This window comes from Pseudomonas kitaguniensis, from assembly GCF_009296165.1.
Taxonomy (GTDB): domain Bacteria; phylum Pseudomonadota; class Gammaproteobacteria; order Pseudomonadales; family Pseudomonadaceae; genus Aquipseudomonas; species Aquipseudomonas kitaguniensis.
In genome coordinates this window covers 1-22,590 of record NZ_VUAZ01000038.1, presented here as the reverse complement: position 1 = coordinate 22,590, position 22,590 = coordinate 1, and the positions used below count along the sequence as shown (strand labels likewise).

The window sequence follows — 22,590 nt, the reverse complement described above, 5'->3', positions numbered from 1 at the left end:
AGTAGGCGCAGGGAAGCTTATAAAATCGGACAAAAATTACGTTTATATCACTATGCAGTGCTACTATAAATAAATATGATAAAAATTTATTTCAAAATACGGACGAGCACATTAGGGCGATCAATGATTAGTCGCAGACTTTAATCCAAATATGTAGAAATATATGAGAATGAATATCGACAAGCACTTGGAAATAGAGATAATCGAACTCATTGACGCACTAGTTAATGGTGATCATGCAAAAATCTCCGAAAGAAATTGGTACGGCAGGCTTAACAAAGAGGACGTTGAGTCTAAACTCTCCGAATACGGCAATACACTGATATTACCTCCTAATAGCTTTTTAGAAAAAATAGATACTTACAATTACAACGATGGCTCAGGCATGGCCATAGATGTGCCTCTATGGACGCAAGAAGAAGGAATGAGCGATCTGACTATTTCCTTGGAATTATCATGCAAGGAAAGCAAGCCTGCGCTTCAGATGACCGACCTGCGCGTTTTATAAGCACCTGTAAGTCCGCCTCAATAATGTCAGCAACAGCACAAAAGCTAATGCCATAGGAGGCTAATTATTTAACACAATCGCACGGCTTATTCAAAAACTTAAAAGATGAGCATTGATACGCCAAATCCTTAGACATAGGTTTGACATCATTTAAGTGATTCTAACTCTACAGCAAAAAAATCGCCTTTATAGCCTCTACAGTACGCGCCTCATACATCCAATATTCATTAGAATTTTCAGCAAGCGAATGTAAAACCAACCACGCAGTAATATAGTGATACGAAGCCGTCAACATGATCACAAGCGAATCTAAAAAAACCAATAACGGACGCTGACATAAAAGAAATCGAACACCAGACAAACATAATACCCCTGAAAAAAAATAAAAGACTTTTACAAAAAAATAATGAATGCCACTGTGAAACCAAACCATTTAAACTAAATGGAAAAGGCTATAAAATAAATGAATTCCCACCATTGAAGTACTGGAATTACACCATTGAATCAAACTATAAAGATACATTTTTTTGAAATCTTCTAATGCCGAAAGACCTAGTTCCTTTTGCTGCTGACGCAGGATGAGACTACTTTTGTTTCTCCACCTACGAAGCTCAGCTCGGAACCATCTATTTTTATGAATCAGAGCACTATGACGCCCCCGCTAAAGCGAGTATTTTCTTAGCCAGCTCTTTCGCCGATTTTTTAGAAAAGCTTACAAGCGACGAATGATATTGAGAGCGGCGTCAAAGCAGGCGCTCGCGCTGAAGGAGTACCCCTTGCAATAGAGGCCTGGAACTAGTTATGGAAGCGTATAGGGACGATGGCTAAAATAACGCTAATTAAATATACTTAAACCGCAAATTTGGGACAAATTAGGCGCATTAATAATGAGAGATTTTTATGTTATTGCAAAAAAAGATGCTGAACCGAAAATCTCGAACAGCCCAGATTGGCCAAAGATAATTGGTTATTGCTACGAAGATAAATTCTTCATCTTTATCGAGGGCAATGGCTACGGCTTTAACGGAATTGTTCTCCCAGAACACATTGCGAGAGAAGCGAAATGGGATAAGCTATTTACAGAGCTACACGCGCACTGGATTTTGAGCTCTATTGAGAATTTTAAATTTTCAGATCGGATTAGCTTTGAAACACATTTGAAATTCAAAAACCCCTTAATTGAGATTTTAAAGTCCTGAAGATTTACACATACGATATCAAATATTACAAGCTTAAAAACGTTATAAATTCTCAATTTTTCTACATGCGCGATACGCTTCTACGAGTAGAATAGATTCATTCAATAGGCAGTAAAGTCAACAATACCCCTGTTTTAATGGGAGATAAAATGCTAACCGGCCATCAGGCACGCGCAGCTCTGATAGACTTGATAAACAAATATTTAAAAGGCAAAGACCCCGAATACGAAAACCTCATTGAGATAACAGGGAACTTGCTGCGGCAGGTATCCATTAGGGCAGTGCTAGAGCATATTCGAAAATTCAATCCGATACAATCCCAGTGGCTAGAGTTAGCTATAGTTGATGAGCTTCTATATGCCTATGGATGATGAACAAGGTGTAAACTGCCGCATACTGACAGCGGGGTCGAAAAAAATGGAGCTCTCACATGCAGCTAAGCCAGACCGTAACACTCTTCGAATTGATTAATCATGTAAAAATTCAGAAAAAAACGTTTCCTTATTGTGTTTATGGGAGAGGCAGATCAGACCGCGTAACACTCGATGATCAGTGTCTCATCGAAGAGTATTCTCAAATAACGGACGATGACGAAGAAATATTTCCGGAGATAATTACAAGAAAAGGTCTTGAATTCTGGTTTACAGACGAACTCCTGGAAGACGTATTATTTTCCGCACTAAAGCAAAAACCTACAATCACAAACGACGAAATTTTAGACGCTATAAAATACTACAACGCACACGACCAATTCATGAGCTTATGAAACGGATTACATTCATTTAATTATGCAATGAAAATTACTGGAAATTTTAATAAATTCAGCCACATCAAATCGACAGAACAATCATTAGATAATACTTAATTGTCAAAAAACGCGATGTGATTCGCGTCAGGAAGGTACAAGCATCTATCTGGTATTGCTGAAGGAATCGTAGAGAAGACGGAATAATTGAGGATAACTTCATGAATAAGACAGAGCTCTACCACGTAGTAAATCGCTGTGGTTTCAGAGTCAAAGTATTTTCAGACCATTCAAATTTCTTTTCCTCTTGGTCACTGACCATTAAAGCTGACAAGCGGGAATTTATGATAGAACACAATGGCAGAGAAAGCTGGTTGATGTTTTACGAACAGAACAAACCGAAACAGTTTCAAGAAATAGACAAAAAAATCTCTCACAACCTGAATGACAGTGCAAAACTCAAGCAGTGCGAGCTCTGGCTGCTAAGCATTTAGTTTTCGGCATGGGCTCACCCCACGTGACTAATCAGACTTTTCCCGATCATGTTGGGATGCTCAGTAGAGCAATAGCAAGACTGACCGGCGCGCATGAATAGAAGAAGAAGCATCCATATCGACGACCTCATAAGATTAAACTTAATATAGTTCAAAGCTTAGTAAGACTTCAGAAAATCAAGGAACACATCTATGTTAATTAAAAAAACAGAAATAAAAACGGAATCTTATATTGGCGGCAATCCCGTACTCCCTTTAGGGTGTGAATATCCCACAAGCAAGAACAATATAGCGCTTACTTTTTTCTTTACAATCCAATTCTCTGAGCCACATAGATTCAGTGGATACACCCTCAGCTTTTTCAGCGCTACAGCAGAGTTTGACGAGAACCTTACGATACCTAGGATGCTAAAGTCGGATCTAAAGGGCGCAGTAATACCCAGTGGTTTTTTGAGGGACTATCAAGAGCTATTTAAAGCTTATCTGTTTAGAACCGAGACTGCACAAACAATAAAAGCCAAAGATCCAAGAGTAAAAAAACAATATTTGACGTTTTCGTCCATCGAAGATAGCGAAGATAGCGATATTTTCGGTTGGGCTGGACTGTCACCAAACTGGACGATTGAGGATGAAGCGCCTTCGACATATGAAGGTGAAAGCGTAAACTTTATCTTTCAAATAAAGAAAGATCAAACTTTTGAAATATTAGAGGGAGCTCCCCCACAAAAAGAAATGGATATATTTGGCGGAGTAAAAGACAGAAAGGAAATAAATTACACGTTCTTTAATCAAAATGAATCTTTCTTCTTTGGCCGGACGGCTAATGACAATGATAACAGCGTATATATCATTACACAGTGATGCGACTGATAAAACCATAAAATCCAATACCTGGATGGATAGTAACCTTAGTTCAGATCAGAGCGCATGTCATTCGCCCGCTGATGCAGGGCGTCAGTAATTGCGACTATGGCACGTATGGCAACCAAATTCGTGAACGGCGCGGCGCTGGGCATTAGCTGGTCACGGAAGCCCGTTACGCCTGATCGGCGCCGCCCTCCCCGGCGGCAGGACAGCGGTGTGCCAATACGATGCATTTGGACGCCGTATCGCCAAGACGGTCGATGGCCACCATGCGAGCAGCTGTTTGCTGAGAGTGCTGAGAACCACTATCGCACGTACATCCACGAACCCGGCAACTTTACCCGCCGCAGGAGCTTACCGACTAAATCGACGACATCATGTGATCAGCGAAATACGAGGCGTATGATAACCAGGCTACACTGGGTGGAGCAAAGATCGATAATCCTCTGCGCTTTTAGGGGCAGTATTTCGATACGTCGAGGGGGTTACATTACAACCAGCATCGCTACTACAATTCGGGCAGTGGACGTTTTTTAACGCCGGACAATTACACCCTCACCACTCAAAGCAAAATGGAAAAGGCCCTATATTCGAGTTATCCCGGAAGACTCACAGGGTAAAGAGAGCTCAAGGAGGAAAGTCACTTCATCCATACAAAAATGAAAAAAACTTCACCCTGTAGATAGGGATAGATTTGACAATGAGATTCCTCAATATTGGAAGGACCGCTCAGCCGAGGTAAAAAAATGATTCCCGAAGACTTAGTTAGACTGATAGAAAAACAGCCATGCAGCATAAATAGAACCAACAAAGAGCTCGCATTAAGCACCCCTAAAAACCTTGGAGTCTCTCAAGACAGCGAGTTTGGCGAAATTTTATTAATTACATTCCAGCAGAATTTAAAAGTTCCGTATCCAACGAATATATCTGCGACCTATCTGAACCCACAGAGGAGATCCTATCGGGTACTGAATTTGTCCAAGACATGTGGGAGCTTCCAGAAAACTATGTAGCCTTCACATCTCTACAAGGAGAAGGTGCATACTTGCTCGACAAAGATAGTGGCGGTGTATGGGATTTCGATTTAGGCCAACAAAAAGAATTCGTATCCGGCCTAATTCCTCCAAAATGGAGTGGTTTTTTTGAATTTATCAGATGGTACCTTTCGCCAGAAGAATAAAAAAACAAGATAGGTTTATTATGCGCTCACGACTATTCATTCATAAGAGCTTTTAATTAATGACCAAGGTATGTATTGCCTCCGCATCCCAGATTAGCGACATCGAATTCGCAAAATTTCTACATCAGCGATTTAAGATGTCGCTTATTGGCAGTCAGAAAAAGCTGGCAGCAGGCGACAAAGGTTTCTTTTATACATGTCAGCTCTTTCAAAACGATCATATCGAGCGAGAAAAAGAAATTTGCGACATTATAAATTTCTTTAACACAAGAAAAAGTTTACTTTTAATTCTTGCGATCGAAAACGAGCAAGAATGGGGGGATTTAGATGAGGAAAATATTTCTCTATATTCGACTACTGAAACAGAACTGTTAAATGCCCTCGATTCATCTAAGGGACTTTACGAGTAAATCAAGCTTAGGCTGAGCGACAGTGTTTTTAGATAGTTTTTACAAAATTTGAAATGAGCACGGGAAGGCGATTAAAAAAGTAGGCACACATTAAATTAGTGAGGCGCTGGCACACTCACACCCTCGCCAACGTTAATATGGCATTATGAACTCTATAATGAGGGTTTGTTAAGTACGAAGCGCCCTCCCTCTTAACCAAAAATTGGAAATAAAGCAGTATTCTGTGCCGATAAAATCGGCGAATTTTACCGAATCTCAAATAAAAAGCAGGAGTTTCTGAAAAAATGACGCTTACTGATTTTGTGAATCTGGTAACCGAAACAGAACAGACCCATCCTGTTTGGTTTGATTTAAATGCAGATAAGACCGCAAGTGACCGAGCTATAGTTGCCTCCCAGCAATCTTTAGGGTTGAGATTCCCGAACGAGTACGTTCAATTCATAAAAAAATATGGCGGTGGCTATTTTGCATTTAGCATCGTGTACTCTCTCGACAATGCTAGCGACTTCAATATAATTGAAATAAACAAAAGAAAGTCTAGCGCACATAAAAATTATTTTCTATTTTCTGAAAATGGATGCGGCGACTTCTACGCCTTCGAGATAGTAAATAATTGTTGCCTTCCCGAGGTTTTCTTTTTTGATCACGAAACATCAGCATGGAGCAAAACCAACTACAAAAACCTATTCAGCTTCTTAAGTGAAGTAGCCCTCGCCCATAGTTAAGCAATAAAAGTGTGAGCGTAATAGAAGGCCCCCATTTCTCTTTAATTGAAACTACCATGTGAAATTTCTCGCATCTGCCTTGTGTGACACTCCGCCTCACACAAGGCACGCAGCTTTCAGCCTTAAAACGCCAACGTCACCCGCGCGTTCAGCGATTGATCAGACGTTTTGCTGCTCACCTGCCCGTCGTAACTCACGCCCACGGTCAAGGTATCGCTCAGGCCCAAATCGACGCCAGCGCCGAGCACTGCGGCGCTGCGCGCAATCGGTGCGCCGGACAGCTCGAAGGTATCGCCGCCGCTGAAGGCTGCGCGGCTCTCGGGGGTAACGTCGCCATAGGCACGACGCCAACCCAGTGTGGCGTTGGGCTTGATTGCGACGCTGCCGGCTTTCAAAGACGTGGCGGCACGCAGGCCCAGGGTACTGAAGGTGATGTGGTTGTTCTGGGACTTGTTCTGCAGGCTGATCGCGTTGCTGTTCTCATCGAACGAGTCGGTGTCCAGTCGCACATGCGCAAGGTTGGCGAAGGGTTCGAGCCGCGCATTGCCCATTTCGATGGCGTAACCCAGCTCGCCGAATACCTGGTTGGTCGCCGCCTTGTAATCCTCTTTGAAGTGCTCGGAAGAACCGGGCAAGTCCAGCGTGCGCTTGGCCGTCAGCTCGTGCCAGGTGCGTACCGCGCCGAGGCGCAGGCCGAGTTGGCCCCACTTGGCGCCGCCATATACGCCCAGATGATAGTTATCGCTGTCGGTGGAACCGGGCGCATTACGCAGGTTGAAGCGGCTGTTGCTGTAGCCGGCCAGCGCGCCCAGGCGCCAAGTATCATTGAGCGGTACGTCGGCGCCGAACAGCATGCCGCTGGTATGCGTGTCGAGGCCCGACACGTCATTGCTGCTGTCGGTTTTGCCGGTCGCGCCGATGGCTTGAGTCCACACCACGCCACGCGAAGCATCGCCAGCTAGGGTTTGCGGGGTGCTGCCGAAGGTTTGTGCCGACTGCGATTGTTGCAAGCGCTCGTTCATGGCATTGCGCACCAGCTGGCTGTCTTCGATCAACGCGGACTGCGTTGAAGCCTGCAGCTCATTCGACAGCGCATTGAACGTGGCTTGTGCCGTCGGCGCGTCATCCTGTACCACCTGGCGCCACAGCGCATTGCCTGCGCCTGCGCTGTCCAGGCCTTGCGCGACGGCGGCGGCATTGCGGGTTGTCACCAGGCTGGCGAAGGTTTGCGCGTTGCGATTAAGCGTAAGCCCCACATCAGTCGCCGTGTAGTTCAACGTCGGCGTGAGGAAGGCGAAATGGGTTTGCACAGTGGCGAACGCCCCGCTGACGCCGCCGGCTGCCGAGAGGATCGAATAGCGGCTCGCGGCCAGCCAGTTACCGCCTTCAACCAGCGACAGCGTGCTGTTGTTGATGCTTGCACGGCCGCTGGCGACGATGCGATCCGCGTTGCCGTTGGCGTCCGATTCCACCTGATAGACCGAACCTGGCGCAAGGTTGACGTCGCCGTTGACGTTCAGTAGGCCGACCGAATTACCCGGCGCAACCACACCGCCCGCAGCGACGTTGATGCCGCCAACGCTGCCGTTACCGCCCAGCGTTGCGCCTTGCTGCACGCTGACGATGGAGTTGCCGAGGTTGCCGTTGACTGCCAGGCGCCCGGCTTGCACGGTCGTCGCGCCCGACAGGCTGCTGTTGCCGGTCAGGTTCAAAGACCCGACGCCGCGCTTGATCAGCGCACCGTTCCCGGCCAACGAGTTGGCAAGGGTCGCGTTGGTGGATTGATCCACCACCAGCGTGGCGTTGTCGGTGATGGCCCCGCTGCCGAAGGCTTGGGCGTGACCGGTCAGGGTGCCGCCGTTGATCACGGTGCCGCCCGAGTAGGTGTTATTGCCGGTGAGCATCAGGTTGCCACTGCCGTTCTTGATCAGTCCGCCGCTGCCGCTGATGTCGTTGCGCCAGGCGTCAATCGCGTTGTAGCCGCCGAGGCTGGCGTTCATGTTGACCGTGACATTGGAATTGAATGCCGCATAACCATCGCCCGCTGCGTACGGGTTCAAGCGGCCATAACCGCCGGACTGATCGATCACCGCATAGCCCGAGGAGATTTCAGTGGTCGCCAAAATCTCGCGGCGCTGGCTGGCATCCAGGTAGGGAAAGCGGGTTTCCAACAGCACTTCTGCGTTAACCGGCACGACCGCAGCCAGGTTGGTCGGGCCAACCGGGTTGAATCCGTAGGTCATGCGCGAGGTAAATAGCGCCTTGTCCTGGGCATGCTGGGACGTGCGGTCCGTCGCCGGGTCGATGGACGCCATGCAGTTGTTGACGTCGCCACCGCATTGCGCCGTGAAATAACTCAGTGCCTGCGCACGAGCATCGGCGCGCAGTTGCGCGTTGGCAGGGTTGGACAAGTTGTCGATGGCGAAATAAGTGGCGGTAATGCGCCCGCCCATCACATCGAACGGCGAGTGCATGCCGGCTTCAATGCGGTTGTCGCCAATGTCCGAGGCGCGCAGCATCAACTCGCTGAAACGTTCGGGGATCGCGTAGGCCAAGGCATAGGAAGACAAGTACGCAGCGTTGGTATGGCCGCTCGGAAATCCTGAGTCGCTGGCCGGCGTGGTGCTCTTGGCCGGGCGCAACGAAGGCTGCACCACGAATTCCAGGCTTTGCCCGTCCAGGCTTTGGCGCCACGGGCGCGGGTACAAATAGTGCGACTTGGCGGGCGTGGTAGAGGCGTCGTTGCGCACCGCGCCGACCAGGTCGACCACTTTGCCCAGCGCCGAAGACGAACTGCCGGCGCCATTGCCTTTGTCGTCGTATCTGACGGTTTTGTTGCTGTCGTCAAATTGCGTGATGGTCGTGAAGGCACCCGCGCCTGCTTTGTAGGCAGCGCTCAACGAGCCAAGGCCGCTAATGGCGCTGTAACTCTGGTCGCGGCGGTCGTCAAAGTAGGCGGCGGTTTCCTGCGCCAGCGTGCGGGAGTTGGCGCGGTCGACCACGATTTGCAGGTTGCGCCTCAGCAAACTCTGCCCAAGGGCGGTCGGCGTGCCGGTATCCCACGTCGCGCCGGTCGTCCACAAGGTATCGAATCCCGAGAGCAGATCGACCCCGTTGATTCTATCGTCCCCTGCCCGGCCCGCTGCCTGAACCGATACGGCAAGCAGTGAAAGTATCAATGAAGACGCCATGACATGGGCAACCGGTGTGTTACATCGCATAGCGTACGCCTTCACTCTATTTAGATAAGGCGACGACCCTAGCAAGCAGGTTTTACACTCCGATGTATCTGCGGTGACACATTTGTGGCGGCGCAAGATGCAAATACAACACACTTTGCCCATTCCAACACACGCGGGAACAAGCGCTCGTTGCCGCTGATTGAAAACAGCCCCAAGTACTCAACTGCCTCTGCTCACTCTCTGAGCCCGCATCGAATCAGGCTCAATCACTTAACGAACGGTTGCTATCCAGCCGCCTTCATTACTCGGCATTGCCGCTTGGGACCCATAAAGTGCAGGCGGTGGCGGCTTGGGCAATCAGCCAATCATGCTCACGTTTTGCGAAAGGCCGAGGCATACCGTCAGAGACTCGAAGCGCTAACTTATAGGCACCATTGACTTCGTTCGCAGTCGGCGTGGCTTCTTTCAACTTTGTGTTGGTTTTGAGGCCTTCTACCGCGCCATATAGCGCCAGCGCTTGTTTGGCGGTATCTGGGTTTTCCTCGAGGATTTTTACCACGATAAAAGCGGCATTGGAGCAACGATCCATCTTTTCCCATTGCTTCATTTGTGTTTCGTCACCGAGCACTAAAGATGAGGCGAGCAACATCAACGGGGCAATTAAAAAACGCATTGTTTTTGATCCTTCAAATGGGTTTGTGAGATGGTTTTGAAGCTTCCGTACTTTCCTGTACCCAATAAAAAACCCCGCAGACGTTAATCTACGGGGTTTTCAAGAGTGGAGGCCGAGGTCGGAATCGAACCGGCGTAGGCGGATTTGCAATCCGCTGCATAACCATTTTGCTACTCGGCCTCAAACGGTCAATGCCCTTGCTGCTGACATTCACCGCATACAAACTTGAGTGGGCTCTGTGAAGCGCGCCTCTACTCTAAATCATTGAATACATTGAAGTTTTTAATGCTTCGTTGCGTTCGATGGGCGCCATTATGTACTCATTTGCTTTTGCCTGCAACCCTTTGATTTCAAAAATATTTCGTAGTGACATCAAGGGGTTGCGCGCGCTCGTTACTCCTTGATCAGTTGTTGCTGGTAGTGCGGGTCGGCTTTGATCTGGGCTTCAGTGAAGGGGATTGCGTGCAGTTTTTTCTCGGAGAAGGCTTGGGTTTGGTCCTTTGAGTATTGGGACGCGGGGTCGCTGGATTCAGAGAACGCCAGCACGCCAAGGGCTTGCGGGCCTTGGGCGTCGAAGGTGACGATTTGCAGGTAGCTGCTGCCGCTGACGACCTCGCGTTTGCCGTCGGCGCGTGGCACGGTTTGCATGGCGTTGTAGATGCCCAGCGATTGTGGGCCGCCGTGAATCGGGATTTGCCCGGAGACTTGCACGTCGCCCCAGCGGGTCAAGCCAAGTTTGGCGACGTCTGCGGCGGACGCCAGCATGGCTTCGCGCAGGGCGTTGGCCACAGGGGCGCGGTCGATGGCCAGGCCGCGTGGCGTGGTCAGCGGTTGCTCGGGGTCGAAGGCGACGCGCCAGGCGTCGGGGGTTTGTTCGAGGTGTTGCATCAGGTTGATGAAGTGCATCAGGCCAACGCCGCTGTCGAGGTTGGCGTGTTGGTCCCAGGTTTTCAGGCCGGTGCACAGCGGCTTGAGTGCTGCGGCATCGGCGCCGAGGTGTGTGGCGCAGAACGCGAGCAGGTCGGGCATGACTTGGCTGGCGAGGTAAACCTGGTTGTCCATCACCATGTTTTGCAGGTCGGCGACGCTGATCGGTTGTTTCTCCAGCGATTGCAGGCGTTGCACGGCGAATCGCGCGCGAGCGCCGAGGCTGATGTGGTCTTGGCTGATCACCGGCGAGAACCCGGTCAACGGCGCCTTGGGGTTGGCCAGCCAGGCCGAGTCATTGGCGTGTTGTACATAGTCGCTGCGCTGCAGTTGCGGCAGTTGCTCGGCGGCAAAGATGCCGGGCTGTGCCGCGCGTGGGTCGATGTCCCAGGCGCAGGCGCTGTGGGCGCCGTCGAGCATGATCATTTGCACACCGGCGCGCGGGTCGCTGCATTGCGCAAGTTTGGCGGCGCTGACGTTGGGCACTACTGACAAGTTCATGTACAGGCTTTGGCCCTGATCATCGGCGGCCACTGTGTTGACCCACGGAATGCCTTGCAGGGTGTGCACCGAGTTTTGCAGTGCCTTGAGGCTGCTGGCGCGGTTCATCGCGTCCCACTGTTGCAGCACGCGGTCGTTGCCCAGGTTGGCGTCGCGCAGGCTGAACGCATAGTGGTTGTCCCAATCGAGTTTGCCGGGCCATTGCACCACCGGGCCGAATTGCGAGCTGTAGACCGTATGGGTCACGTCCTTGAGGCTGCCGTCCGGCTGTTTGGCCTTCACGGTGACGCGGGTTTGCTCAAGCGGCAGGGATTTACCGTCGAGCAGGTAGCGCGTGGCATCCTTGGGGTCCAACGTCAGTCGGTACAGGGTGAAATGCTTGGACGTGTCGACCGTATGCGTCCAGGCCACGTGCTGGTTAAAGCCGATGTTGATGACGGGCAAGCCCGGCAGCGCGGCGCCCATCACGTCAAGTTGGCCGGGGATGGTCAGGTGCATCTGGTAAAAGCGCATGCCGCCCACCCACGGAAAATGCGGGTTGGCCAACAGCATGCCACGGCCATTGAATGAACGGTCACGGCCCACGGCGACGGCGTTGCTGCCACGGTCCAGGCTGAAGCGCTGTTGATTGGCGGCGGCCAGTTCAAAGGCCCTGGTGTTTGATTGTACAGCGGCAGTGGCTTGCGGCGGTGCCGCGCCGACCAGGGCTTCGGCGAATTGGCCTACACCGCCCTCAACCAGCAGCCTGCGCGTCAGCTTGACCACGTCTGCCACCACCAGCGGCCGAACCCACGCCGCCTGGCACGGCGCCGGCGCGCCCTGCTCTTTCAGGTAACGGTTGTAGCCCGCCACATAACCTTCAATACGCTGCTGCATCTGCGGGGTTTGCGCGTTCCAAAACGCGGCACTGGCCTGCTCGGTATTCAACCAGGTAAAAAATACGTCGCTGGCCAGGTTGTTGCGTTCCTCAAGGGTTGCCAGATCAGGGCCGAAATAGCGCGCGCGTTCGCCATTCACCGTCACCACTTCATTGGCCAGCAGGCACAAGTTGTCTTGCGCATACGCGTAACCGATGCCGTAGCCGAGGCTGCGCTCGTCATTGGCGCGAATGTGCGGCACGCCGAACGTGGTGCGCCGAATATCCGCCGATGCCGATGCCGGCGTCGCCACCTGCTCGCGTGCCGCTGCGGCCACACTCAACCCCAGCAACACCCCTGCCACGCACACTCTGGACAACCTGTTGGAAATAATCACGCAAGCTCCGCAGTCAAATTAAACACCCACACAAGGGGCAGCTACCCCACCGTAAGGACGCAAATGAGCGGGAAGAATTTAGCCTTAGCGGAGGTTTAGCCGGGCGATTCGACGGCGACAAACGCGCGACCGACAAAATTTCTACATCCAGCACTTCATGATTTATGTCGCTCGTTCGTCTTATTACCTAAGAGCGCCATCATTTTCCTGATCAGGCTCTGATAAGGAGTTTTTCGCATGCACAACTCGCAACTGCCCACGGACGGACGTTCACCCGCTACCGATTGCACTTTCGGCAGCGCCGCACAAGCATTCGGCAAAACGCCGGAACAGCAAGGCAACCAGCGTATTCGCCAGTTGCTCAAGCGTTTCGGTTTGCGTACCAGCCTGATTCGGCTGAAGGTTATCGACGCCCTGCTCACTGCCGCCGACAACCAGCGCACGCTTGGGGTGCGCGGCGTGCACAGCCATTTGCTTGAGCTGGGCATTCCGTTGTCATTTCTTAGCGTGCGTGAGGTGCTCAAACGCCTGTGCAGCGAGGGCGTGATCACCCTCAATGCGGATAAAAGCTACAGCCTCCATGAAGAGGCTGCCAAGGTGCTCGACGGTGGCGCCGACATTACAGGTTAGGCTTGACCTTGCGGCGCATGACGCCGTTGATCACTACCACGGTCACCGCCACGGCGATGGCGATGTACTGGAACGTCTTCTCGCTGATGACCCCGGTGTTCTGCAGATAGGACAGGCCAAACATCGTCCCCAGCACTGCAAGGGAAATCAGAATCGAATATTTCAAACGCTGCTTCTGGGTCATGACGGGTTCCTGAACCGGATAAATGTATCTGTTTTGTATCGCAGGCCATGCCAAGCACATACCCGATAACGGGGATGGATGGGGGCCGGCAGGGTCGTATGTTACAGGCGATGAAAAACTTTGGCTCGCTCCACGAGCAATGACCGCGCCTGATTGAACCTGTCGGTACCTTAGAGGATTTTGAAATGTTGCGTCGAATCACCCTGCTGATTCCAGTGCTGATCATGCTGAGCATGAGCGGCTGCTTCTTTTTCCCACACGGTGGCGGTGGTGGCGGCTGGCATGATCATCGCTATGAAGGCGGCCCTGGCTATGAGCACCGCTGATTAGAATGACGTCTGGCTTTCCAGGCCGGAAAGCCAGACGCTCGCGGCTTAACCTGCATGCACCCAACGCTGGTGCAACCAGCGCGCAAACGCATCCAGCGCAAACCCCAATAGCCCGATCAGCAACACCATCGCCATCAGTTCCGAATAGGCCAGGCGGTCACGGGTGTCGAGGATGTAATAGCCGAGCCCGGCGCTGACCCCGAGCATCTCGCACGGCACCAACACGATCCACACAATGCCAATGGCCAGGCGCACGCCGGTCAACACATGCCCGACTACACCGGGGATGATTACCCGGCGCAAGGTTTCCCAACGCGTGGCACTCAAACTTTTACTCAACTGCAACCAACGCGGGTCGAGCTGACGCACGCCGGCTGCGGTGTTGAGCATAATCGGCCACACCGCGGCAAAGGCCAGCAGGAAGTAGATCGGTTGGTCGCCCACGCCCATCAACATCACCACGATGGGCATCCAGGAGAGTGGCGAAATCATCCGCAAAAATTGAAACGCCGGCGTGGTTGCCGCCTCCAGGTTGCGCCAACTGCCGACCAACAGCCCGAGTGGCACGCCCACCAACAATGCGAAAAACAGACCGACAAAAATACGCTTCAGGCTGACCGCAATGTGTAGGTACAGCTCGCTGCGCCAGAGCAATTCCCACAAGCTGCTGAAAGTCGCGGCCAGCGAAAAGCGCGCCGATAAACCCTCGGCATCGCCAAACACTTTCAACCCCAGCCACCACAGCACCAGCACAGTTGCCAGGCCGCTGACGCCGAGCAACCAGCCTGGGCAGGCGAAGGTTTTGCCGGTATTCAAACGCCGATCTCCTCGTGCCGCTCGTAGCCATCGGGCAAGCCGAAGGTCTTCATGCCGCCCACCGCCTCAATCGCATTACGTACGAAGCGCTCGTCCACCAGGTCTTTGGCGACGAAGGCCGGGTCCAGGTCTGCGAGGAATTTTTTGTCGCCTTCGATCAAGGTGTCTTTCAAGCGCCGCACCAGTTCCTCGGTGTAGCTGGGGAATGGGTAAGGCTGGAAGTCGATGCGGTGTTCATCCCAATGCGCATGCTGGATTGCACCGTCGGCAAGGTAAGCCGCGCGGTCGGCGGCGGCCGGGGCGAGTACTTTGCTCAGTACCGGCTGAGTGTGAGGGGTGTAACGGTTCGGGCCGTCCTTGGACAACAGCTTCACCGCCTCTTCACGATTGTCGCGGGTCCACACTTGGGCCTTGACGATGGCATTCACGACTTTCTGCGACCATTCCGGGCGATTGGTCAGGTCGTGTTCGTGCATGAACACCACGCAGCACGCATGGTTGCGCCACACATCGCCGGTAAAGCGTTGCACGCGGCCGACCTTGAGGTTTTCCGCGAGGGCGTTAAACGGCTCGGCGACGATGTAGCCGTCAATCCGTTTGCTGGCCAGGGCTGGCGGCATGTCGGAAGGCGGCAACACGATCAGGTTGACCTCGTTGGCGGCAATCGCACCGCCGGCTGCACGCGCCACGGGCGTGAGGCCGTTGTCGCGAAACAGTTGCTGCACCACCACGTTGTGGATCGAGTACCAGAACGGGATCGCCACCGACTTGCCGCCCAGTTGCTTCACCTCGGTAATGCCCGGCGACACGGTCAGGCCAGAGCCGCCGACATGGTTCCAGGCCACCACTTTGGCTGGCACCTTGCTGCCATAACGCGCCCACACGGTCATTGGCGACAGCAGGTGAATCACGTTGACCTGCCCGGAGATAAACGCCTCAATCACCTGCGCCCAACTGCGCAACAGCACCGGGCGTTCGGCCTTGATGCCTTCGGCTTCGAACAGGCCGTTGTTGTGCGCAACCAGCAGCGGCGTGGCGTCGGTGATCGGCAAGTAACCGATGCGTACCGGCGCGTCCGGCTCGTTGGCGGCGCGTGCTTGCAAACTGCTCAACAGCGGCAAGGCACCGGCGGCGCTGAGTACCGCCGAGAGTTTCAAAAAGTCACGGCGCAGTGGGTCAGGTCATCCAGGCACATGGCTGGGCTCCAGCAATTCAAGGGAGTTGGGTTGAGGGCGGCTCGCCTGCCGTAAGGTTTTAAGCATCTCGATACGCAGCGCGCCCATGGCCTCGACGTGTTCTTCGCGCGGTTGCGGCAGGTCGATCTGCCATTCGCCCAACGTGCGTGCCGGGCGGTTGCCGAGTAGCAGCACGCGGTCGGACAGCAGCAGCGCTTCATCAATGTCGTGGGTGATCAACACCGCCGCCGAACCTTGCTCGCGGTTGACCTTGAGCAACAGGTGCTGCATATCGGCGCGGGTCACCTCGTCCAGCGCACCGAACGGTTCATCCAACAATAAGACTTGCGGTTGCCGCGCCAGGCAGCGGGCCAATGCGGTGCGCTGAGCCATGCCGCCAGACAACTGCGCGGGAAATTGTTGACGCGCATGTTGCAAGCCGACCGCCGCAATGGCGTGGTCGACGCGGTGGCGCCGCTCTTCTGCGCTCACATTCGGCTGACGGGCGAAGTCCAGGCCAAACGCGACGTTTTTTTCAAGGTTCAGCCAAGGCAACAGACTGGGGTCTTGAAACGCCACCGCCACGCGCGGATGGGGACCGTGCAACGGCTCGCCCAACACCCTGACGCTGCCGCCCTGCGGTGCTTGCAAGCCGGCGAGTACGCGCAACAGGCTGGACTTGCCGACGCCGCTGGGGCCAAGGATCGACACCACTTCGCCGGCCTGCAACTGCAAGTCAAACCCTTGCAGCAGCGGGCCGCTCGCGTACCCCAGGCAAATGTTTTCGGCGCTTAATACCGCCTGGCTCATAGCGCGGCCTGGCGATGCAACTCGGTGCGCAATTGCACCAGGCTTGGCGTGACGATGGGCACGAAGGCCGACTCACGCCAGCGCCGCGCAAAACCGCTGCCGTGCGCGGTAAGGTAAGCCTTGCCGCCACTCGCTTGCAGTTCAAGCTGCACCGCACCGGCGGCGGTTTCTGCGAGGGCAATGCGCAGTTTGAACAACGGTACCGGCTCTGCCACAAACCGTCCGGCCAACAGGCCTTTTTTCAAGTCGTTTACCAAGTGGTCGAGGGTCGCCCGCAGCGCCTCCAGCTCATCGCGCAATACCGTGCGGCTCGCGCCCAGATGGTTGGCGACTTCGGCCAGCGAGCGACGCGCCAAGCCGATCGACATGCCGCACTGCAAGCCCAAAAACGCCGGGCGTACCGCAGGCAAAAATGTGCGCGCATCCTCGTGCAGCAACCAGTCCCGGCTCAATTCCACCCCTTCCAGGCCCAGCGCCGCCGTGTTGCTCGATTGCAAGCCCATCAGCTCCAGGTCCCGTGAGCGTTGCAAGCCTGAAACAGAATCGGGGATCGCCAGAATAAACGGCGCACCGCCACCGGCATGTTCAATTGCCGCGGCCGCCACAAAGCCGTTTTTGCGCAGGTTGGTCACCCAGTGCAGGCGACCGTTGAGGGTCCAGCCATCGTCAGTCGGTTCGGCGCTGATTTGCAGCGCCTCGATGCCGGACAAAAACTTCATCGCATTCGACAGCCCCGTGGCCCCGGCCAGCTTGCCACTGAGCAAGTCCGGCAACAGTTGCTCACGCAGCCGCGCATTCGGGCTCTGCAACAAATACTCAATAAAAGACCGCTGGCCCCAGCACACAAACGCCGCCGCCAGCGAATGGCTGGCCACGTGGGCGATGGCTTCCACCGCACCGGTTACATCACCGCCCAGACCACCGAGCGCCTTCGGCACACCGGTGCGCAGCACGTTGGCCTCGGCCAGGCGCGGCAGTACTTCCTGGGGGTCGCAGCTGCCCACATCCAGGGCCTGCGCTTGAACATCGAGCCAGCGGCTCAAGATTGGGTCAAGCATTCATGTTTCTCCTTTTTAAAGCACAGGGCCCACTTAAAGCAGAGGGGCCAACAGCCGCGCGTGCGCGCTTCAGCTTGCCGGTTTTTCCCAACGGTACTGCGCCAGTTCCGGGTTGAGCGGCGTACGCGCAAACACATTAGCGAAGTTGCACAGGGTAGCCAGGCTCACGCCCAAAATGACTTCGAGTGCCTGGCCGTCGGAGTAACCGGCGGCGCGGAACGCCTCAAAGCCTGCGTCGCTGACATCGCCCCGCGTGGCGATCACTTCGCGGGTGAACGCGGCGAGTGTCTCATAGCGGGCGTCGGGTAATTCGCCGCGTTGGCGCAGCGCCTCGATCACCGTTTCGGGCAGCTTGGCTTTGTTGCGTGCTACGGCGGTGTGGCCGGCCACGCAAAAATCGCAGCCGTGGGTGGTGGCGGCAACCAGTTGCACCACTTCACGCTCGGCCAGGCTCAGCTCAGCCTTGGCATTGATAGCCGAGACGATGATGTAGGTTTCCAGCGCCGCCGGTGCATTGGCCAGTACGCCGAGCAGATTGGGGATGAAGCCCGAGCCTTTCAGGGCGTTCTCCAGGAAAGGTCTGGCCGCTTCAGGTGCGGTTTCAGGGGTCAGCAACGGTACACGGGACATGGAGTGGTCTCCTGATAGGTTCGTGTACTCAGTCTGTTGGTTATAAAAAAACCGCTCAATAGGCTAAAGTAGCGATTACTTGCTCTAGAGTCTTTTCGTTAGATGAATTCGTCCAGTGCACTTGTCGATTGGTTATTAGACAGCCTCGAACTCAACACGCGTTTATTCCACATCGGCCGCTATTGCGGCGACTGGCACGCGAGTACTCATGGGCTTGCCAGCGCGAGTTTTCATCTGGTTGTGCAAGGCCAGTGCTGGCTGCACTTGGACGGCGAGCCGACGCCGCAACACTTGAACAATGGCGATGCGGTGTTTCTGCTGCGCGACTTGGTGTATCGCTTGTCTGGCGAAGCAACGGCCGCTGCGGCGCAGGCATGCCCACGGCGCCCAATGCTGCCGCTGGACAGCGCTGCCGGCGACGGCGTGGGGTTGGTCTGCGGCTTTTTTCACTTCCACTCCGGCCTGTCGGCGATGATCGTCGACAGCCTGCCAGCCTGGATCATCCTGCGCGCTGGCGACCCGTCACTGACTGCCGCACGCAGCTTGTTCGAACTGATCCTGCAAGAGTGCGAGCGCGCCCCGGCGCCCTCTTCCGCCCTGCTCGAACGTCTGTGTCACCTGCTGTTTCTGTATGTGCTGCGCCAGCAAGTGCTTGACAATACCGAGCTTGGCGGGCTGGCGGCACTCGCCCGGCAACCGGCGTTCGCCAACCTGCTGGAGCAACTGATCGCGCGCCCAGCCGACGCCTGGAGCCTGGAAAGTATGGCGGCCTGCACCGGGCTCTCGCGCTCGGCGTTTTTCAAGCGGTTCAACGAATTGTGCGGCCAATCGCCGGGGCACGTGCTGCTGATGATGCGCATGCGCCATGCGTGCGAGCTGTTTAAACAAGACCAGACCGTGGCGCAGGTGGCACTGGCGGCGGGTTATCAATCGGTGGCGGCGTTTACCCGGGCCTTTCACAAAGTCATCGGGCAACAACCCGGCGCCTATCGCAAGGCTCAAGCCTGACGGTGCAGCGCCTAAGGGTTATCCGCCTGCGACAGCGGTCGGGCAACCTCTTCAAGCGATTTGCGCTCGGCAGCCGTGCCCCAGCGCCATTGCACCAGCGCTGCAAACAACATCAGCCCTGCACCGATCAAGTAACCGACCAACAACTGGCTGCGCTCACCGCTTTCGATCAGTTCACCAAACAGCGTTGGGCCGATGATGCCGCCCAGCCCCGTGCCGAATGCATAGAACAGCGCAATCGCCAGCGCACGAATTTCCAGCGGAAAGGTTTCGGCCACGGTTAGATAGGCGGAGCTCGCAGCCGCAGAGGCGAAGAAAAAGATCACCATCCAGGCGATTGCCTGTTGAGTTACATCCAGCAGCCCGCGTTGAAACAGATAACCGCTGATCGCCAGCAGGACCGCAGAAACGGCATAGGTCAGGCTGATCATCACCCGTCGCCCCACCACGTCGAACAACTTGCCCAGCAGCAGCGGCCCACAAAAATTGCCCAGCGCCAGCGGCAACACGTACCAGCCAACGCGCTCAGCAGGCACACCGTAAAAATCCGTGAGTACCAGCGCGTAGGTGAAGAAAATCGCGTTGTAGAAAAAAGCCTGCGCCGTCAGCAGGGTCAGGCCCACCAGCGAGCGCTGGCGAAACGTAACCAGCAGCGTTTTGGCGACTTCGCCAAGCGGCGTGTGGTCTCGAACATGCAGCCGCAATGGCCTGCCCGCGACGGCAGACAACACGTGCCCCTGGCGCTCAAGGCCGACTTCAATCTGCTCAACGATCTTTGTCGCTTCGTCCGAACGCCCGTGAATCAGCAACCAGCGCGGGCTTTCCGGCAGCCACAAGCGCATCAGCAAAATCAGCAAACCGAGTACCGCACCGATGCCGAAGCACAGGCGCCAGCCCAATTCGGCACCCACCCATTGCGGGTCGAGCAAAACAATCGAGCCGATGGCTCCCAACGCAGCGCCTAGCCAGAATGTGCCGTTGATCGTCAGATCAACCCAACCGCGGTAACGGGCTGGCGTGAACTCTTGAATAGTCGAGTTGATCGCCGCGTACTCGCCGCCGATGCCCATTCCGGTCAGCGCGCGGAACAGCATGAAGCTCCACACGCTGAACGAGAATGCCGTCGCGGCGGTAGCGCCGACGTACAGCAGCAAGGTGATGAAGAACAGCTTGCGGCGCCCGAAGCGGTCCGCCAGCCAGCCGAAGAACAGTGCGCCCAACACCGCACCGGCTATATAGGCAGCGCCGGCCAGGCCGATGTCGCTGCGGCTGAGGTTAAGCACCGGGCTGGCCTGGAGGGCACCCGCTACCGAGCCTGCGAGGGTGACTTCCAGGCCGTCGAGCAACCAGGTAATGCCCAGCGCCATGACCAGCAAGGTATGAAAACGCCCCCACGGCAGGCGATCCAGCCGGGCAGGCAAATCAGTGTCGAACACCGCTCCAGTATTACAAGTCGTGTTCATCTGCGGGCTCCCCACGGCTGACGCTGGTGTCTGGTTTGAGAGTCGTTGAAATCATCCGAGTTCAGTCGCCAGGAACACCGGGCACCGCGTTACCTCGACCGCGATAAACTTTGCACCCTCGTACCTAAAGCTCCGCCTTGCCAAGCCGATACACCGACGAAGCTCTAACAAAGCCGCGCCAATAATAAACGCTTCGTAAGGACGATACCCATGCCCCCATTGCGCTCCATCCAAACCCGCTACACCGTGTTTCTGGTGCTATTCGTCTTGGTGTTATTTGTGTTGACCGTCGTGGGCATCGGCCAGTTGGTCGCGCCCAAGCTGCGACAGACCGAAGAACAGGTCGTGCTCAACCGCATCAACGAAGTGGCCGTACAAATCCAGGGCGAACTGAACAAGGTTCAGTCCCAGCAACGCAGCATCACCCAAACCATCCCGCTGCTCGACAGCGATGCCATCGACAAGGTGCTGCCTGGCCTGGTGGATCAGTACGGCGAGCTTAAAGTCTTTGGCGGTGGTATCTGGCCGCTGCCTAACCAGCGAACACCGGGGCGTAACAAGCACAGCACTTTCTGGCACCGCGATGCGTCGGGCAAGCTCGCCGTGAACACCTTCTGGAACAGCGACGCCGCACCTAATTACTACGACCAGAGTTGGTATAAAGGTGGCCTCGCCGCACCGCGCGGCCAGTGCGCCTGGGCGGCCGCCTACAAAGATGACGCCAGCCAGGAGCCGCGCACCAACTGCGCCATGGCGATCCAGCGCGACGGCGCGGCTTATGGCATCGCCACCATCGACGTGACCCTGGGTTTTTTCAATGACCTGGTGGCCAGCAAGGAAAAAGACATCGGCGGGCAGATGCTGATCGTTGAGGCTGACGGCAAAATCATCAGCAACAGCACGCGCATCAGCGGCCCGGTGGTGTTGAAGAACATCAGCGAACTGGCCGGTTCTTCAGCTTTTGCCGCGCAGGTCAGCAAGGCGCTGGGCCAACGCGACCAAACGCTGCAACGCACCGAGTTCGACAACCAGGGCGTGGCCAGCACCTTCTATATGCGCCCGATTGAGGGCACGCCATGGTTGCTCGCCACCGCCCTGCCCACGTCGTTGATCACCGCCCAGCGCGATGACGTGCTCGCAGCCTCAGCCTGATCCAGATTCCCATGGTGTTGCTGCTGGTGCTGTTGCAGGTCTACGCGATTCGCCAACTGGTGCAGCGCATGAAGTCGCTGAAGACCAATATCGACGCACTGTCGGCCGGCGACGCCGACCTGACGCGGCGCATCACCATTCGTGCTGAAGACGAACTGGGCGCGATTGGGCACTCGGTGAATCACTTTATCGTGTACCTGCAAAACATGATCAGCGAAGTCACGCTGGCCACCGGCGCGATGTCGTCGGGCCTTGAGCAGTTGCAACAGACCTCGGCCCACACCAACCAGATTTTGGTGCGGCACGCCTCAGAGACCGATCAGACGGTCACTGCCATCACCGAAATGAGTTCCACCGCCGACACCGTCGCGCACAACGCCGCCGAAACCGCGTCGTTTACCCAGCGCGCGAATGAGCACGCCGACCGCTCGCGGGTGGTGGTGGGTGAAGCGTCCAACAGCGTCAGCGCCTTGATCGGCGAAGTGGCCAGCGCCACCCACACCGTTGAAAACATGCGCCAGGACGCCGCGCGCATCACCGAAACCCTCGGTGTGATCGGCGCGATTGCCGGGCAAACCAACCTGCTGGCACTGAACGCGGCGATTGAAGCGGCGCGGGCGGGCGAGCAAGGCCGTGGTTTTGCGGTGGTCGCCGACGAAGTGCGCGCGCTGGC

The 22,590-nt window shown here is 55.2% G+C and carries 20 protein-coding genes, 1 tRNA gene and 4 pseudogenes; 14 read left to right on the top strand and 11 right to left on the bottom strand.

All coding sequences use genetic code 11. The features are described 5' to 3' along the window. Nucleotides 1-169: 169 nt before the first annotated feature. The 8 genes and pseudogenes from F0169_RS07390 (at nt 170) to F0169_RS07350 (ending at nt 6,125) form a co-directional block, all read left to right on the top strand. On the top strand, nt 170-508 hold the full coding sequence (locus F0169_RS07390) for a DUF7668 domain-containing protein (protein WP_152746131.1): 339 nt from the start codon (nt 170-172) through the stop codon (nt 506-508). 887 nt (nt 509-1,395) lie between these two features. Beyond that, on the top strand, nt 1,396-1,707 hold the full coding sequence (locus F0169_RS07385; protein ID WP_152746130.1) for a hypothetical protein: 312 nt from the start codon (nt 1,396-1,398) through the stop codon (nt 1,705-1,707). Between the two features lie 430 nt (nt 1,708-2,137). Further along, nucleotides 2,138-2,473 (top strand): DUF7716 domain-containing protein, encoded by a 336-nt coding sequence (locus tag F0169_RS07375; RefSeq protein WP_058415348.1) that lies wholly within the window; start codon nt 2,138-2,140, stop codon nt 2,471-2,473. Between the two features lie 200 nt (nt 2,474-2,673). Beyond that, on the top strand, nt 2,674-2,946 hold the full coding sequence (locus F0169_RS07370; protein WP_152746128.1) for a hypothetical protein: 273 nt from the start codon (nt 2,674-2,676) through the stop codon (nt 2,944-2,946). Nucleotides 2,947-3,138: 192 nt separating this feature from the next. After that, complete coding sequence (locus F0169_RS07365; protein ID WP_152746127.1) at nt 3,139-3,807, top strand: YwqG family protein; 669 nt, start codon at nt 3,139-3,141, stop codon at nt 3,805-3,807. Nucleotides 3,808-3,881: 74 nt separating this feature from the next. After that, a pseudogene (locus F0169_RS27760) lies at nt 3,882-4,355 on the top strand (RHS repeat protein); the annotation flags it as partial. Nucleotides 4,356-5,049: 694 nt separating this feature from the next. Further along, entirely contained in the window at nt 5,050-5,400 is a 351-nt protein-coding gene (locus F0169_RS07355; RefSeq protein WP_152746126.1) for a hypothetical protein, read from the top strand. Nucleotides 5,401-5,684: 284 nt separating this feature from the next. Further along, a complete protein-coding gene (locus tag F0169_RS07350; protein WP_152746125.1) occupies nt 5,685-6,125 on the top strand; it encodes an SMI1/KNR4 family protein in 441 nt (146 codons plus the stop codon). Nucleotides 6,126-6,247: 122 nt separating this feature from the next. Here F0169_RS07350 and F0169_RS07345 read toward each other — a convergent pair whose 3' ends face one another. The 4 genes from F0169_RS07345 to pvdQ all read right to left on the bottom strand — a co-directional run bounded on the left by F0169_RS07345 (nt 6,248) and on the right by pvdQ (nt 12,662). Next, a complete protein-coding gene (locus tag F0169_RS07345; protein WP_152746124.1) occupies nt 6,248-9,346 on the bottom strand; it encodes an autotransporter domain-containing protein in 3,099 nt (1,032 codons plus the stop codon). A 262-nt stretch (nt 9,347-9,608) separates the two neighbouring features. Beyond that, the gene (locus tag F0169_RS07340; protein ID WP_241679069.1) at nt 9,609-9,980 is read right to left on the bottom strand and encodes a hypothetical protein; all 372 of its coding nucleotides are present in this window, start codon (nt 9,978-9,980) and stop codon (nt 9,609-9,611) included. A gap of 106 nt (nt 9,981-10,086) precedes the next feature. Then, a tRNA-Cys gene (locus F0169_RS07335) sits at nt 10,087-10,160 on the bottom strand. Between the two features lie 213 nt (nt 10,161-10,373). Then, complete coding sequence (pvdQ, locus tag F0169_RS07330; protein ID WP_172979361.1) at nt 10,374-12,662, bottom strand: bifunctional acylase PvdQ; 2,289 nt, start codon at nt 12,660-12,662, stop codon at nt 10,374-10,376. Between the two features lie 237 nt (nt 12,663-12,899). Between pvdQ and F0169_RS07325 the strand changes: the two genes are divergently transcribed. After that, complete coding sequence (locus F0169_RS07325) at nt 12,900-13,292, top strand: fe2+ zn2+ uptake regulation protein (RefSeq protein ID WP_152746123.1); 393 nt, start codon at nt 12,900-12,902, stop codon at nt 13,290-13,292. On the opposite strand, the gene F0169_RS07320 is transcribed toward F0169_RS07325, so the two are convergent. Beyond that, nucleotides 13,282-13,476, bottom strand: a complete 195-nt coding sequence (locus F0169_RS07320; RefSeq protein ID WP_152746122.1) for a hypothetical protein — start codon at nt 13,474-13,476, stop codon at nt 13,282-13,284. The two genes, F0169_RS07325 and F0169_RS07320, sit on opposite strands and share 11 nt — an antisense overlap. 185 nt (nt 13,477-13,661) lie before the next feature. Here F0169_RS07320 and F0169_RS27335 point away from each other — a divergent pair, with 185 nt between their 5' ends. Further along, complete coding sequence (locus F0169_RS27335; protein ID WP_162839865.1) at nt 13,662-13,802, top strand: hypothetical protein; 141 nt, start codon at nt 13,662-13,664, stop codon at nt 13,800-13,802. Nucleotides 13,803-13,850: 48 nt separating this feature from the next. On the opposite strand, the gene F0169_RS07315 is transcribed toward F0169_RS27335, so the two are convergent. The 5 genes and pseudogenes from F0169_RS07315 to F0169_RS07295 all read right to left on the bottom strand — a co-directional run bounded on the left by F0169_RS07315 (nt 13,851) and on the right by F0169_RS07295 (nt 18,294). Beyond that, nucleotides 13,851-14,621 (bottom strand): ABC transporter permease, encoded by a 771-nt coding sequence (locus F0169_RS07315; RefSeq protein WP_152746121.1) that lies wholly within the window; start codon nt 14,619-14,621, stop codon nt 13,851-13,853. Beyond that, a pseudogene (locus F0169_RS07310) lies at nt 14,618-15,816 on the bottom strand (ABC transporter substrate-binding protein). The gene F0169_RS07315 and the pseudogene F0169_RS07310 overlap by 4 nt, the downstream one beginning before the upstream one ends. Further along, nucleotides 15,803-16,606 carry an ABC transporter ATP-binding protein gene (locus tag F0169_RS07305; protein WP_152746119.1) on the bottom strand — a complete coding sequence of 268 codons (804 nt, stop codon included), beginning with the start codon at nt 16,604-16,606 and terminating at the stop codon, nt 15,803-15,805. Before F0169_RS07305 ends, F0169_RS07310 begins: the two are co-directional and overlap by 14 nt. Beyond that, nucleotides 16,603-17,664 (bottom strand): acyl-CoA dehydrogenase family protein, encoded by a 1,062-nt coding sequence (locus F0169_RS07300; protein WP_058411133.1) that lies wholly within the window; start codon nt 17,662-17,664, stop codon nt 16,603-16,605. Before F0169_RS07300 ends, F0169_RS07305 begins: the two co-directional genes overlap by 4 nt. A gap of 69 nt (nt 17,665-17,733) precedes the next feature. Beyond that, nucleotides 17,734-18,294: a carboxymuconolactone decarboxylase family protein gene (locus F0169_RS07295; protein ID WP_152746118.1), complete on the bottom strand. Its 561-nt coding sequence runs from the start codon at nt 18,292-18,294 to the stop codon at nt 17,734-17,736. 102 nt (nt 18,295-18,396) lie between these two features. Between F0169_RS07295 and F0169_RS07290 the strand changes: the two genes are divergently transcribed. Then, on the top strand, nt 18,397-19,302 hold the full coding sequence (locus F0169_RS07290; protein WP_122250545.1) for an AraC family transcriptional regulator: 906 nt from the start codon (nt 18,397-18,399) through the stop codon (nt 19,300-19,302). Between the two features lie 11 nt (nt 19,303-19,313). Here the strand turns inward: F0169_RS07290 and F0169_RS07285 are convergent, their stop codons facing one another. Continuing rightward, nucleotides 19,314-20,765 carry an MFS transporter gene (locus F0169_RS07285; RefSeq protein WP_152746117.1) on the bottom strand — a complete coding sequence of 484 codons (1,452 nt, stop codon included), beginning with the start codon at nt 20,763-20,765 and terminating at the stop codon, nt 19,314-19,316. 210 nt (nt 20,766-20,975) lie between these two features. Here F0169_RS07285 and F0169_RS28320 point away from each other — a divergent pair, with 210 nt between their 5' ends. The 3 genes and pseudogenes from F0169_RS28320 to F0169_RS28310 form a co-directional block, all read left to right on the top strand. After that, nucleotides 20,976-21,917: a cache domain-containing protein gene (locus F0169_RS28320; RefSeq protein ID WP_425274279.1), complete on the top strand. Its 942-nt coding sequence runs from the start codon at nt 20,976-20,978 to the stop codon at nt 21,915-21,917. Between the two features lie 11 nt (nt 21,918-21,928). Next, nucleotides 21,929-22,060, top strand: a pseudogene (locus tag F0169_RS28315) (hypothetical protein); the annotation flags it as partial. Between the two features lie 318 nt (nt 22,061-22,378). Continuing rightward, nucleotides 22,379-22,590 (top strand): annotated as a pseudogene (locus tag F0169_RS28310) (methyl-accepting chemotaxis protein); the annotation flags it as partial.